The sequence below is a fragment of the Shewanella sp. Isolate7 genome (assembly GCF_022398425.1).
GTDB lineage: Bacteria > Pseudomonadota > Gammaproteobacteria > Enterobacterales > Shewanellaceae > Shewanella.
In genome coordinates this window covers 25,144-38,699 of sequence record NZ_JAKEVJ010000037.1, presented here as the reverse complement: position 1 = coordinate 38,699, position 13,556 = coordinate 25,144, and the positions used below count along the sequence as shown (strand labels likewise).

Genomic DNA, 13,556 nt, shown 5'->3' with positions numbered 1-13,556 from the left:
GTGCAGAACGAGCAATCAAACCGTTCGTCATAGGCAGAAAAAACTGGTTGTTTAGCCAGACTGCCACCGGCGCTAACGCGAGTGCTATCCTCTACAGCATCATTGAAACGGCCAAGGCTAACGACCTCAATGTGTTCGAGTATGTCATGGTTAGCCTAGAGCAGCTCAGCAAACCCGAAGTCGATATCGAGCAGCTACTACCATGGCAGTTTGCTAAACGCTAGGTGGGATCACCGGACGCTTACTAACTGATGTCTAAAAATATAGAAAGGTAAATGCCATAAATAGAAAAAGGCGCTTACGCGCCTTTTCTGAAAACTAGCTAAATTTCTTTAAGCTGCTTTAGGCTTTTGTTGCCCATGGAGCTCTTTCCCGCAATACCTTGCGGACTCTTCTAAATGGGCTGGCGCTGCTTGCATTACGTTAGCCAAAGCAACTCCAAGTCGAGAATACACTTTTTGTACCTCATAGCTTGTTGTATGGGTGCTCTTGCGTTGTTTCATAGCCTCACTCCTAACAAGTCCATTTTATATATACATTTATCGGCCATTACATCCTTTTTCACAATGATTTACATCACGCTTTTCATGTTTGGCACTTTATTTTGTGATTAACACAACTATACGAGTAAGTTGGCGGATAATTCTACCATTACTATTATGAACTTCAATAGCTAAATTCAGATTGCCCTAATCGAACTCCTAAATCAGCTTGAGAAATAACCTGAACTTTTTGTCCATCAATCAGTTGCGGTTCCGATAGACCGTAAGACTTATAATGCTCTTCAAGTTTTCTATCTACCGGGTCAACAAAATGTAATGTATCACCTTCAATAGTAGCTAAAAATAGATATGATGCAACTAGGGTAAGGTATGTCATACGTCCTCGGAGTGGATGCTCCCTATCAGTATCGACAAAAGATTCCATCATATGCATTTCCAATGTTTTAGTTGCTAAATTGTATGTCCCCATCGCAACACCATCAGGTATATCACTCCCTTGTATTTTAAAACAAAAGTCGAACAATTCAGGATGATTCGAGAACTTCTCTATCCCCCAGTCCCACTCTAGCTCTCCATAGCCCCTACCCAACATTCGGTAATCATTATCATTAATTTCACCGACCATTAAGCCTTGGAGATTCTCATCAAGGAAAAGCTGAAATGTACTGATAACAGCCTTCTTAACCTGTTCTATATTCATTCATTTCCCGAATAAAACACACAATCAAAATATTACACGGACATTCAACCGATTCAGTACTAACAATAAGTATTGCAGAGGTACCATTTATAAACTGAGTTCCCGCTCACCGCAAGCTAATAACTAACTAAAAATCAGCAGTTTATTATGCATAATTTTGACAGATGAACAATAAACAAAAAGTATTAGCACACACTTCAAACCCACAAGGAAAGTCCTAGGCCATTGAAAAAATTGCAAATAATACCAACAACAACTTTTCCATCGTTCTTCTATCCTAAGGTTTTCTTTATAAAAGATAAACCGATACAATCACTTACACCAAGAGCTTCGCAATACCGAACATACTCCAAAACATCAAGCTTTCGTTCACATTGCTCAACCTTGCCAACATAAGAATGTGGTACACCCAACTCGGCCGCGAGGTCACGCATGGTTAGCCCACGTTCAATCCGAGCAGCCTTTAGCCACTCTATTAGTTTTCTGTATTCTGGTGCGTGAAGTGTTTTACTCATTGTCCCGATTTTAGAGACAGGGCACAATGTACCCAATTTGGGGACAAGTGGAGCCATGATGGGCAAATCTAAGAAAACACTCACCATCACTCATCAACTATTGCTAGAGCAGTTTTCGAATAGGGCGATGATTCCTCTCAATGAAATAGCAGAGTCTTACCTTGGACTTAGCCTAAGAACAGCGAAAAACAGAGCTAAAGCAGGCCTGTTACCATTCCCAGTATTTAAATTGTCAGATAGTGCAAAATGCCCTTACTTAGTGCATTTAGATGACTTAGCTAAGTATATTGATATAAGAAATGAAGAGGCTAAAAACGACTGGCGATAGAAAGAAAAACCTAGGTACCCAAGCAAATAAAATCAAACGTCAGGTACCCAATAGGAACCCAGCAAAATAAAAAACCAATAATATCAATGATATATTTTTACATCTGTCCAATCGAGCATGGGCGCAATGGAGAAGGTACGATTAATAGCAGTTGGCATAGTGGCAGATGACATAAATAAGGGTAACCCAAGTTTAGCAGTCGCCCTCTCTCGGGCTGGGCGCGCATTTTACACCGCATGACAACAAATGAACACTCCCCCATGGAGGCAAGGCCTGCCTCACACCTAGAAGCTCATGGTGTGGTGAGACGATAAAAACGAAAAACCCTGCCTAGGCAGGGTTTTAATACTAAAGTTCGCTTTTCTGGGGTTCGCGTTCCTAGCGTTCGCGATCCGCTTAGAACGGGATATCGTCGTCCCAGCCGTCATCCAGATCCGGCGTGAAGTTCTGTTGTGGCTGAGGCGCTGGACGCTGCTGCGGAGCCTGCTGTTGCGGTGCGGCCTGTGGCTTAGGCGCATAGGTTGGTGCCTGCTGCGGCTGAGCGCCATAACCTTGCTGCTGTGGTGCGGCCTGTTGCTGGGCACCATAACCACCTTGAGGAGCCGATTGCTGAGGCTGTTGCTGACGCTGTGCTGGCGCAGATTGCTGAGGTGCGTACTGGTTCTGGTTTTGCTGTTGCGGCGCGCCATAACCTTGCTGACCACCCTGACCACCTTGGCCACGGCTATCCAACATCTGCATCTCGTTGACGTTGATCTCTGTCTTGTAGCGATCTTGTCCGGTCTGCTGATCCTGCCACTTGCTGGTCTGCAGCTTACCTTCCAGATACACTTTCGAGCCCTTCTTCAGGTACTCACCGGCGATCTCCGCAAGACGACGGTACATTACAATGTTGTGCCATTCTGTACGTTCTTGCATCTGACCTTGTTGGTCTTTCCAAGACTCACTGGTCGCCACTGTAAAGTTGGCTACGGCGTTGCCGTTTGGCATGTAACGAACCTCGGGATCTTTCCCCAGGTTACCGACCAAAATTACCTTATTGACACCACGACTGGCCATTGAAATCTCCTGCGATAATCTTATAAATCTAAATTGGGTACAGATGCTCGGCCATATGCGGCCGTGGATCTGTTAATTGGAAGAGCCTAACACAGCTCGCGCCTGTCTCAAATCGAAATGCTCATCAACTTTCAAATAAGCGACCTTCTCCTCAAGCACGACTATGGCTTCGGCCACGCCGGGTAGCTGCGACAGCTCTGTTGCCATGGCACGGGCCTGTTCTTTACCTTCCACCTCCGCTTCCAGGGTATAGCTCTTTAATAAAACCGGGTTTTGCATACCGAATGTCAGCAATAACCATAGGCACATCAAACCGAGCGCCACCGTAAAGACACCCGCCGCCCCGAGCAGCTGATAGGCACCACCGCCTAACAGGCCGCCACAGAAGGCACCGAGGAACTGACTGGTAGAGTAGACTCCCATGGCCGAGCCCTTGTCGCCCACTGGGCAGAACTTGGCGATCAGGCTCGGCAGCGAAGCCTCGAGATAGTTAAAACCGGTAAAGAAGAGCACCACGGCGACGCTCAGCACCACCAGGCTATTGGCAAACAACGCCATGGCGGCCAGTGCAGTGATCATGATCAGCAGCGCAATCTGAAAGGTCGCCTTAGTATTTTTCTTCTTCACCCCTATGATGATAAGCGGCACCATGAGGAAGAAGGCCCCCACGAAGGCGGGGAAATAGAGCATCCAGTGTTTCTCTTTCGCCAGGCCCGCATCCACCAGATCCAACGGCAGCGCTACAAACACTGCGGTCAACACCAGGTGCAAAATGAAGATACCCGCATCCAGTCTAAACAGCTGCGGATCGGTGAGCATCGCCTTGAGCTTAGCCGGCGCCGCGACGGTATCGCCCTTGGGCGCCTGACCAATAGGGTTAGGCACCAACAGCTGCACTATCACCATGCCAAGCAACGCCAGGCCCGCAGTCATGGCAAACAGACCGGAGAGACCAAGATGCTCGGCCACGATAGGACCCACCAGCAGAGAGAGTGCGAAGGAGAAACCGATGCACATGCCTATGATGGCCATCACCTTGGTACGTTGCTCGTCCCGGGTCAGGTCGGCGGCCAGCGCCAACACGGCCGCGGCAATCGCCCCCATCCCCTGCAAGGCCCGTCCGGCGACGACGCCATAGATGGAGTCGGCCGAGGCGGCCAACAGGCTACCCAAAGCAAACAGGGCCAGGCCGATGAGAATGATAGGTTTACGGCCATACTTGTCCGATAAGATCCCCATGGGGATCTGCAAAATCGCCTGGGTCAGGCCGTAGGCCCCGATGGCAATCCCCACCCACAGGGGAGAGAACCCCTCAAGATGTTGTCCGTACAACGCAAAGACAGGCATGATCATAAACAAGCCCATCATGCGTAGCCCAAATACACTGGCTAGTGAAAACGCGACTCTTTTCTCAGTCTTAGACAGTCCATTATTGGCCATTGTTCGCCCTGATCTGTATTCATAAATAAGTCGCGCAGTTTATCACGAAGCGATGAAATAGCTCAAAAAGAAAAGCGGAAGATGCGAGCAAAATGCACAATTGCCTCCCGCCCATGACCAGATCACACACTGGGCTTTTCTATGACCTGACTCAATTTTTATGCGATAATCAGTCTCTTTTTCGGCACAACCAGAGAGACAGATGGACAAGATTGAAGTTCGTGGCGCCCGTACCCACAATCTCAAAAACATCAACCTGACGATCCCCAGAGATAAGCTAATCGTGATCACTGGCCTGTCGGGCTCGGGAAAATCCTCACTCGCCTTCGATACCCTCTACGCCGAGGGACAGCGTCGTTATGTCGAATCTCTGTCGGCTTATGCGCGCCAGTTCCTCAGCCTGATGGAGAAGCCAGATGTGGATCATATCGAGGGCTTGAGTCCGGCGATCTCCATCGAACAGAAATCCACCTCCCATAACCCACGCTCCACCGTGGGTACCATCACAGAGATCTACGACTACCTGCGTCTGCTGTTTGCCCGTGTGGGCGAGCCTAGGTGTCCGACTCACAACCAACCCTTGGCGGCCCAGACCGTCAGCCAGATGGTCGACAAGGTACTCACCCTGCCCGAAGGCAGTCGCCAGATGCTGCTGGCCCCGGTGATCAACGACCGTAAGGGCGAGCACGTCAAGCTGTTGGACAGCCTGGCGGCCCAGGGCTTTATCCGCGCCCGTATCGATGGCGAGGTGTGCGACCTGTCCGATCCCCCGGCACTGGAGCTGCATGTCAAGCATACTATTGAGGTGGTGGTGGATCGCTTCAAGGTACGTGACGATCTGCAGCAGCGCCTGGCAGAATCGTTCGAGACCGCGCTGGAACTCTCTGGCGGTATCGCCACCGTCGCCTCCATGGACGGCGACGGCGAAGAGCTGCTGTTCTCGGCCAACTTTGCCTGTACGCATTGTGGTTACTCTATGGCGGAGCTAGAGCCGCGCATCTTCTCCTTCAACAACCCCGCCGGTGCCTGCCCCACCTGTGATGGCCTGGGTGTGCAGCAGTTTTTCGATGCCGACCGGGTGATCACCAATACAGAACTCTCCCTGGCCGGCGGCGCCATCCGCGGTTGGGACAGACGCAACTTCTACTACTTCCAGATGCTGACCTCGCTGGCCGAGCACTATAAGTTCGATGTCGAGGCGCCATTTGAGAAGTTAAGCGCCAAAGTCCGTAACATAGTCCTGCACGGTTCGGGCAAGGAGAGTATCGCCTTCAAATACATCAACGATCGCGGCGACGTGGTGGTGCGCAACCACCCCTTCGAAGGGATCTTAAACAACATGGACAGACGCTACCGCGAGACCGAATCCAACGCGGTGCGTGAAGAGCTGGCCAAATACATCAATACTCAGGCCTGTAGCAGCTGTGGCGGCTCGCGCCTGCGGGAAGAGGCTCGCCATGTGTTTATCCAAGACCTCAACCTGCCGAGACTCACCGAGTGGTCTATCGGTGAGGCGATGGAGTACTTCGAGCAGCTGAGCCTGAGCGGCCAGCGGGCACAGATCGCCGAGAAGATCCTCAAAGAGGTACGCGATCGCCTCGGCTTCTTGGTTAACGTCGGCCTCAACTACCTGAGCCTGTCTCGCTCGGCCGATACCCTGTCAGGCGGTGAAGCCCAGCGGATTCGTCTGGCCAGTCAAATCGGTGCTGGTCTGGTCGGGGTCATGTATGTGCTGGACGAGCCCTCCATCGGTCTGCACCAACGCGACAACGAACGTCTGCTTAACACCTTGATCCACCTGAGGGATCTCGGCAACACTGTCATCGTGGTCGAGCATGACGAAGACGCCATTCGCATGGCGGATCATATTATCGATATCGGCCCTGGCGCCGGTGTGCATGGCGGACAGGTGATTTGCGACGGCCCGCTAAAAGATATCGTCGCCTGCGAGCAGTCGGTAACCGGCCAATATATCTCGGGCAAGAAGCAGATCCAGATCAGCGAGAAACGCGCAGAGTACGATGCCAGCAAGGTGATCGAGCTGTTCGGTGCCTCGGGTAACAACCTGAAGAATGTCGACCTCACCATTCCCGTGGGGCTGTTCACCTGTGTCACCGGGGTGTCTGGCTCGGGCAAGTCGACCCTGATCAACGACACCTTCTATAAGATCGCCCATCGCCAGCTCAACGGCGCCACGGTGGATGAGCCTGCTCCTTTCCAGAAAGTCACCGGCATGGACCACTGCGACAAGGTGGTGGATATCGACCAGAGCCCCATCGGCCGCACGCCGCGCTCTAATCCAGCCACCTACACGGGGATCTTTACCCCTATCCGTGAGCTATTTGCCGCCACGCAAGAGGCGCGAACCCGAGGCTACAAGCCGGGGCGTTTCTCCTTTAACGTGAAGGGCGGACGCTGTGAGGCCTGTCAGGGTGATGGTCTGATCAAGGTGGAGATGCACTTCCTGCCGGATGTGTACGTGCCTTGCGATAGCTGTAAGAGCAAGCGCTACAACCGCGAGACCTTAGAGGTACGCTACAAGGGCAAGAACATCCACGAAGTACTTGAGATGACGGTCGAGGAGGCGCGCGAGTTCTTCGATGCCGTACCGGCCATCGCCCGCAAGCTACAGACCCTGATGGAAGTAGGCCTCTCCTATATCGGCCTGGGTCAGAGCGCAACGACCCTCTCGGGCGGTGAGGCCCAAAGGGTCAAGCTGGCCAAGGAGCTGAGTAAGCGCGATACCGGCAAGACCCTTTATATCCTGGATGAGCCGACCACGGGCCTGCATTTTGCCGATATTCAGCTACTACTGGACGTGCTGCATAGACTCAAGGCACACGGTAACACCATAGTGGTTATCGAGCACAACCTGGATGTGATCAAGACCGCAGACTGGATTGTCGACCTGGGTCCAGAGGGTGGCTCGGGCGGCGGCACCATCTTGGTCAGCGGCACGCCTGAGCAGGTCGCCGAGCATCCAAGTTCCCACACGGCGCGCTTCCTCAAGCCGCTGTTAAAGGGTTAGTAAAGACTGACCAATGTAAAAGCCAGCCCCGACGGGCTGGCTTTTTTGTTTATTTCACGCACAAACCCAGGTAGCTTAGGAGTTTTCGAACCTAAGGATAGTCTTCGTTGAAAACGCCCCTCCCCCTCGTCGACATCAGGCGCCCGCGACCAGTGCCAATTGTAGCCCTGCTCACCCTGGGCCTGCTCTGTCTGATTCTACTAGGCTGCGCCGAGACTCCGGAGAGCCAGCGCTGCGATGATGACTATAGACTCGTGTGGACTGACCAAGCACGGCTGTTTTCCCATGTCGAGACCCTCAGCAGCGACCAATTCACCGGCCGCAAGACAGGCACAGACGGCGCCGCCCAGGCCCGAGACTACATAGTGAGCCAGATGCGACAGGCGGGTCTCACTCCCTGGCAGGGGCATTTCAATCACGATTTTGAATATGACTATCAATTCGGCACTCGCCTGGGCACCAATGTCATCGGCATACTGCCCGCAAGCCGCCCCAGCGATCGCTGGCGAGTCGTAGCGGCCCACTATGATCACCTGGGCAAGCAGGGTCACAAGCTCTATCACGGCGCAGACGATAACGCCTCGGGCGTCGCCGCCCTCTTGGAGATCGCCACCCATAGCCTGAGCCGAGCAAGAGATACCAACCTGATGTTTATCGCTACCGATGCCGAAGAGCCCGGTCTATATGGCTCCAAGGCCTTCGTGGATGGCTTGCTGACGCCCGGAGCCCCACTCAAGGCCAGTCAGATTGAGTTAATGATTAACCTGGACATGATAGGCCGATCGGCGCGCAACGCCCGTATCTACCTCGAGGGCCGCCGTGGTTTCAGTCAGTTCCAGCAGATAAAGGCCCAACTGGAGCAGACGGTAGATCTTTGTATTCGTGCCAATCATCCCCCGGAAGCGGGCAAGACACTACAGAGGGTCGATTGGTTAAGAGCTTCAGATCATTATCCTTTTCATCAGGCTGGTATCCCCTGGCTCTACTTCGGCGTCCCGCCCCACAAGGATTATCACCAGCCCAGTGACGAGGCGAGCAAGATAGATGTTAATTTTCTGGCCGCTGTTACGGAAACCGCCTATAAACTATTAATAATTGACACTTATCTCTTGAATAACTAATACAAACCACAGGGATTTTTGTATTTTTGAAAAATGTAACTCACTGTTAACTAAGTGGTTAAATTAACGACATCTGGGTTTACTGCGAAAATTATGCCAGGTGGTGGAAAGATATCAGGCTTACTGTTATAATAATCGGCTTACTGATTCGTTTTCGGTGCGGGAAGTCGACACGGGGTTGATTTTCTGTCTTTTACATCTTTTGGTGCAGTCTCTGCACTTTAGTTACACCACAAGGCTACAACCCATGTCATCCAGTGAAAAAACTTTCCGCGAACTCGGCCTGTCCGAGCCTTTGTTGCGTGCTCTCGACGAGCTAGGTTATGAAAATCCTACGCCGATCCAGGCCGCCAGTATCGACCCCCTGATGGAGGGGAAAGATATTCTTGGCCAGGCACAAACCGGTACGGGTAAAACCGGTGCCTTCGCCCTGCCCCTGCTAAACGCTATCGATCCTAGCCGCAACGTGCCGCAGATCCTGGTGCTCGCACCGACTCGCGAACTGGCGGTACAGGTTGCCGAAGCCTTCGGTAGTTACTCCAAATTTATGAAAGGCCTGCATGTACTGCCTATCTATGGCGGTCAAAGTATGCATCAGCAGCTTAACGCCCTACGCCGTGGCCCGCAGATTGTTGTGGGTACCCCAGGCCGCGTCATGGACCACATGCGTCGTGGCACCCTTAAGCTAGAAACACTCAATGCCTTGGTGCTCGATGAAGCAGATGAAATGCTCAAGATGGGCTTTATCGACGACATCGAGTGGATCCTGGAGCACACGCCACAGGAGCGCCAACTGGCGCTGTTCTCGGCCACCATGCCAGAGCAGATCAAGCGCGTCGCCAACAAGTACCTGCAAACGCCGGTACACATCAGCATCGCCGCCAGCCACACCACAGTTGAGTCTATCGAGCAGCGTTTCGTGCAGGTTTCTCAGCACAACAAACTCGAGGCCCTAGTACGCGTACTGGAAGTGGAAAACACCGAAGGTATCATCATCTTCGTACGTACCCGTAACTCCTGTGTCGAGCTGGCCGAGAAGCTTGAAGCCCGCGGTTATGCCTCATCGCCACTGCATGGCGACATGAACCAGCAGGCCCGTGAGCGCGCCGTTGACCAGCTCAAGCGTGGCAAGCTGGATATCCTGATCGCTACCGACGTTGCCGCCCGTGGTTTGGACGTTGAGCGTATCGGTCACGTGATCAACTTCGACATTCCATACGACACCGAAGCTTACGTACACCGTATCGGTCGTACTGGCCGCGCCGGTCGTACCGGTATGGCGATTCTGTTCGTTACCCACAGAGAGATGCGCATGCTGCGCACCATCGAGCGTGCAACCAAGAGCCGTATCTCGCCGATGAACGTGCCAAGCCCTGAAACAGTGGCCGAGCGTCGTCTGTCTCGTCTGGGTGAACAGGTATCGAACACCATCAACAACGAGTCGCTGGACTTCATGCATGGCGCCGTTGCCCAACTATGTCAGCAACTGGAAGTCGACACAGAAGTGCTAGCCGCCGCCCTGCTAAACATGGTGCAACAGGAGCGTCCTCTACAGCTACCTCCAATCCAGGAGCGTCAACGCGATAACCGTGATGAGCGTAACTCTCGTGATCGTGGCGAACGTGGCGAGCGTAGCCCTCGTGGTCGTCGCGAATCGCGTCCGACACCGACAAATCTGGGCAAGGCAGATACGCTGAAGGATCATCCAGACGTTAAGATGTGCCGTTACGTACTCGACGTGGGTCGTGACCATGGTGTGGGTGTAGGTAACATCGTGGGTGCAGTAGCCAACGAAGCCAACATCGACAGCCGTTACATTGGCCAGATCCAACTGTTCGATCAGATCACCTCGATCGACCTGCCCGATGGCATGCCTAAAGATGTGCTGCAACACCTGAAGAAGGTACGCGTTTGTGGCAAACCGCTAAACATTCGTGAAGCGGGTACAGAGATGGCAAACGCTAGCGATGACAATCGTGCGCCACGCCGTCGCAAACCAGCGGGTGAACGCAAGTCTCACCGCAAAGGCAACAGAGACAACGGCTAACGCCTGACGCTAGCTACTAAAAAGGAGCCTATCGGCTCCTTTTTTGTTGCCTAAATAACAGGCAGCCGCCGAGAAACCAGTTCGGCAATGGCTAAACTAGCGGTGAGGCCCGGCGATTCGATGCCGATAAGGTTAACCAAGCCTGCAAGCCCATGCTCTGCCTCCCCCTGAATCAAGAAGTCAGCCACCTCACTATCGTCCGGTCCCTGCAATTTAGGACGGATACCGGCGTAGGCCGGCACCAAACGGTCGATTTCTGCGGCGGGATAATAGCGGAATATCGCCTCGAAGAAACTCTGGCGCAGCGCATCGGGTACCTGATAACTCTCCTGACTGCAGGGCGTCAAATATTGGGTATCCGGGCCAAACTTTAGCTGGCCACCGAGATCTAAGGTGGCGTGTACGCCTAAGCCTTTCAGACCAGGTTCTGGGACGGGATAGATGAGATGGGAAAACGGACTCTTGCCCTGATAGGCAAAGTAATGCCCCTTGCACCAATGCAGAAGTGGAATAGAAGATTTTGCCAGCCCCTCGATGCGAGCCGCTGTTTGAGTGGCATATAAACCGGCGCAATTGATTAAGTAACTTGTGTCGATGCTCATCCGCTCACCCTGCTGCTTCAGCTCGACCCTAAAGCCATTACCACCAGCTTGGGCGGCGATAAACTCGCTATGAGGGCAAAATATCGCGGCATGTTCCTCCGCCTCGGCCAGCAGACTCAACATCAAACCATGGCTGTCGACTATGCCGGTAGAGGGTGAGAATAAGCCACCCGTCGCCGCCAATGCCGGCTCAAGCTCGGCCAGTTGACGCCGGCTGAGCGGGTAGAGTTCTGTCACGCCATTGTCCCGGCCTTGGTCGAGCAAGGCATCGAGCTGCGCCTCCTGCTCCGTCTGAGTCGCCACTATCACCTTGCCCAGGGGATTCACGGCGATGCCCCGGCGCTCACAATAGGCATATAGCCGCTGCCTTCCCTCCACACACAGCCGCGCCTTGAGACTGCCGCTCGGGTAGTAGATCCCCGCGTGGATCACCTCGCTATTTCGGCTACTGATACCTGTACCTATGGCCTCGGCGCAATCGATGAGCAGCACGCTTGCAAAACGCCGACTCAAGCTGGCAGCTACCGCCAGCCCTATGACTCCTGCGCCGACAACCACGGCATCGAACTTATCCATCTCGCTTCTCATCACCCATTAGCATTAGTCGACTCGCTTAACCCCCAACTTAACCTCTAACCTAAGCGCCTCGGCGCAGGCCAGGCAGATACAAACGTCAGCGGCTATGGCCTTAGATAGTTGTGCATTGGATAATTGTGCTTTAGGCGGAAACTCCTGATGGTGACACCAACAGGAGTCGCTCTCCTGCTGAGCCGCCAAGGCACAATGATTAGGCTGATGACACAAGGGGCAGTGACTCGCATTCGCGTGCATAAAAACCATAGAAACTGAGAGTTAGCCACTAACGTTAACACTCTGTCTCAAACGGGACAATAGGAGGAGCATTGCAACTGGTCGCCAGAGCTAAAGGTCTGTGTGAATACTCAAATGAGTTGATGTTCAATTAAGTTGATATTCAATTGAATTAAGGTTTATTTGAATAGTGAGCCAATACCCTGATTCGCGACACACAAAAGCAACAGCGGCCGCTCGGCTAGATCTAGTGGGGGTCAAATTCGATACCCATTAGATATAGCCGTGGCAGCAAAAAGCCCCACCTATCGGGCGGGGCTAAGCGTCTATTCTGGCAAGCAAAGTGCGCTATTTACCGGGTCTGACCCCGAGTGTGTGACAGATGGCATAGGTCAGTTCGGCGCGGTTCAGTGTGTAGAAATGGAAGTCTTTTACCCCTTCGCGAGACAACACCTTAACCATATCGATGGCCACGTTGGCCCCTACCATCTGACGAGTCGACGGGTCGTCATCTAACCCCTCAAACTGCCTGTGTAGCCAGCTGGGGATAGACACATTGGTCATGCCGGCGAAGCGTTTGAGCTGAGTAAAGTTAGTCACAGGCAGGATGCCCGGTATTATCTCCACATCGATACCGGCGGCCACGCAACGGTCTCTGAATCTCAAGTAAGACTCCACATCGAAGAAGAACTGGGTAATGGCGCGGTTGGCTCCGGCGTCTATCTTCTTCTTAAGATTAATCAGATCCGCCTGGGCATTAGGCGCGTCAGGGTGCACCTCAGGATAGGCCGCCACTGAGATATCGAAATCGGCCACTGATTTCAGCAGGCGTACTAGGTCGTTGGCGAAACGAGTCGGCTTAGGACTACCCGCAGGCAGATCACCACGCAGCGCGACGATATCGCGTATGCCCGAGTTCCAGTAATGCTTCGCCAGCTCTACCAGCTCTTCATCGCTGGCATCGACCAGGGTCAGATGGGGCGCGGCTACAAGATCTGTCTCCTTCTGGATGCGCTCGATCACCCCATGGGTACGATCGCGCACGCCCGAGTTGGCACCATAGGTTACCGAGACAAACTTGGGATTCAGCGGCTCCAGGCGTCTGATAGAGTTCCACAAGATAGTTTCCATCTCGGGGGTCGCCGGTGGGAAAAACTCAAATGACACATTGATATCACCATTAAGCTCAGACAAGCTTTGGTTCAATGAATTGGCGTGTTGTGCGTGATGAAAAGCCATCTTAATTCCCTCAGACCTAAACAAGAAACATTTAGACGTTTGGACGTCTATATGTCCATATACTAGAGAAACTCGGAGTGATGTCAAGCTTAAAAATTGCCTCATTAAGAAACAATTTGTTTATATGATAGACACTGAGTAGAACGGCGGGCACAGAGGCGCCT

Annotated in this window: 13 protein-coding genes; 5 read left to right on the top strand and 8 right to left on the bottom strand. The window is 52.8% G+C overall.

The annotated features are described in order from the left end of the window. Positions 1-224 (top strand): transposase domain-containing protein (locus L1D47_RS11075; protein ID WP_239884859.1); only part of this gene is annotated, 224 nt, incomplete at its 5' end. 108 nt (positions 225-332) lie between these two features. On the opposite strand, the gene L1D47_RS11070 is transcribed toward L1D47_RS11075, so the two are convergent. From L1D47_RS11070 to L1D47_RS11060, 3 genes are all read right to left on the bottom strand, one after another. After that, on the bottom strand, positions 333-503 hold the full coding sequence (locus L1D47_RS11070; protein ID WP_239884857.1) for a hypothetical protein: 171 nt from the start codon (positions 501-503) through the stop codon (positions 333-335). Between the two features lie 163 nt (positions 504-666). Further along, the gene (locus tag L1D47_RS11065; RefSeq protein WP_239884855.1) at positions 667-1,203 is read right to left on the bottom strand and encodes a hypothetical protein; all 537 of its coding nucleotides are present in this window, start codon (positions 1,201-1,203) and stop codon (positions 667-669) included. A gap of 272 nt (positions 1,204-1,475) precedes the next feature. After that, positions 1,476-1,718 (bottom strand): helix-turn-helix transcriptional regulator, encoded by a 243-nt coding sequence (locus L1D47_RS11060; protein ID WP_239884854.1) that lies wholly within the window; start codon positions 1,716-1,718, stop codon positions 1,476-1,478. 55 nt (positions 1,719-1,773) lie between these two features. Between L1D47_RS11060 and L1D47_RS11055 the strand changes: the two genes are divergently transcribed. After that, on the top strand, positions 1,774-2,046 hold the full coding sequence (locus tag L1D47_RS11055; protein WP_239884852.1) for a pyocin activator PrtN family protein: 273 nt from the start codon (positions 1,774-1,776) through the stop codon (positions 2,044-2,046). Positions 2,047-2,442: 396 nt separating this feature from the next. On the opposite strand, the gene L1D47_RS11050 is transcribed toward L1D47_RS11055, so the two are convergent. Both L1D47_RS11050 and L1D47_RS11045 read right to left on the bottom strand, forming a co-directional pair. Continuing rightward, complete coding sequence (locus tag L1D47_RS11050; RefSeq protein ID WP_239884850.1) at positions 2,443-3,105, bottom strand: single-stranded DNA-binding protein; 663 nt, start codon at positions 3,103-3,105, stop codon at positions 2,443-2,445. Between the two features lie 72 nt (positions 3,106-3,177). Beyond that, positions 3,178-4,545 (bottom strand): MFS transporter, encoded by a 1,368-nt coding sequence (locus L1D47_RS11045; RefSeq protein WP_239884848.1) that lies wholly within the window; start codon positions 4,543-4,545, stop codon positions 3,178-3,180. 202 nt (positions 4,546-4,747) lie between these two features. On the opposite strand from L1D47_RS11045, the gene uvrA reads away from it, so the two are divergent. The 3 genes from uvrA to L1D47_RS11030 all read left to right on the top strand — a co-directional run bounded on the left by uvrA (position 4,748) and on the right by L1D47_RS11030 (position 10,741). Continuing rightward, positions 4,748-7,573, top strand: coding sequence for an excinuclease ABC subunit UvrA (gene uvrA / locus L1D47_RS11040; protein ID WP_239884847.1), 2,826 nt, complete (start codon positions 4,748-4,750; stop codon positions 7,571-7,573). Positions 7,574-7,725: 152 nt separating this feature from the next. Next, positions 7,726-8,694 carry a M28 family peptidase gene (locus L1D47_RS11035; protein ID WP_239884845.1) on the top strand — a complete coding sequence of 323 codons (969 nt, stop codon included), beginning with the start codon at positions 7,726-7,728 and terminating at the stop codon, positions 8,692-8,694. Between the two features lie 247 nt (positions 8,695-8,941). After that, positions 8,942-10,741, top strand: coding sequence for a DEAD/DEAH box helicase (locus L1D47_RS11030; RefSeq protein WP_239884843.1), 1,800 nt, complete (start codon positions 8,942-8,944; stop codon positions 10,739-10,741). A gap of 50 nt (positions 10,742-10,791) precedes the next feature. Here L1D47_RS11030 and L1D47_RS11025 read toward each other — a convergent pair whose 3' ends face one another. From L1D47_RS11025 to metF, 3 genes are all read right to left on the bottom strand, one after another. Next, entirely contained in the window at positions 10,792-11,919 is a 1,128-nt protein-coding gene (locus L1D47_RS11025; protein WP_239884842.1) for an NAD(P)/FAD-dependent oxidoreductase, read from the bottom strand. A 24-nt stretch (positions 11,920-11,943) separates the two neighbouring features. Beyond that, the gene (locus tag L1D47_RS11020; protein WP_239884840.1) at positions 11,944-12,174 is read right to left on the bottom strand and encodes a cysteine-rich CWC family protein; all 231 of its coding nucleotides are present in this window, start codon (positions 12,172-12,174) and stop codon (positions 11,944-11,946) included. 327 nt (positions 12,175-12,501) lie between these two features. Beyond that, a complete protein-coding gene (metF, locus tag L1D47_RS11015; RefSeq protein WP_239884838.1) occupies positions 12,502-13,392 on the bottom strand; it encodes a methylenetetrahydrofolate reductase in 891 nt (296 codons plus the stop codon). Positions 13,393-13,556: the final 164 nt, after the last annotated feature.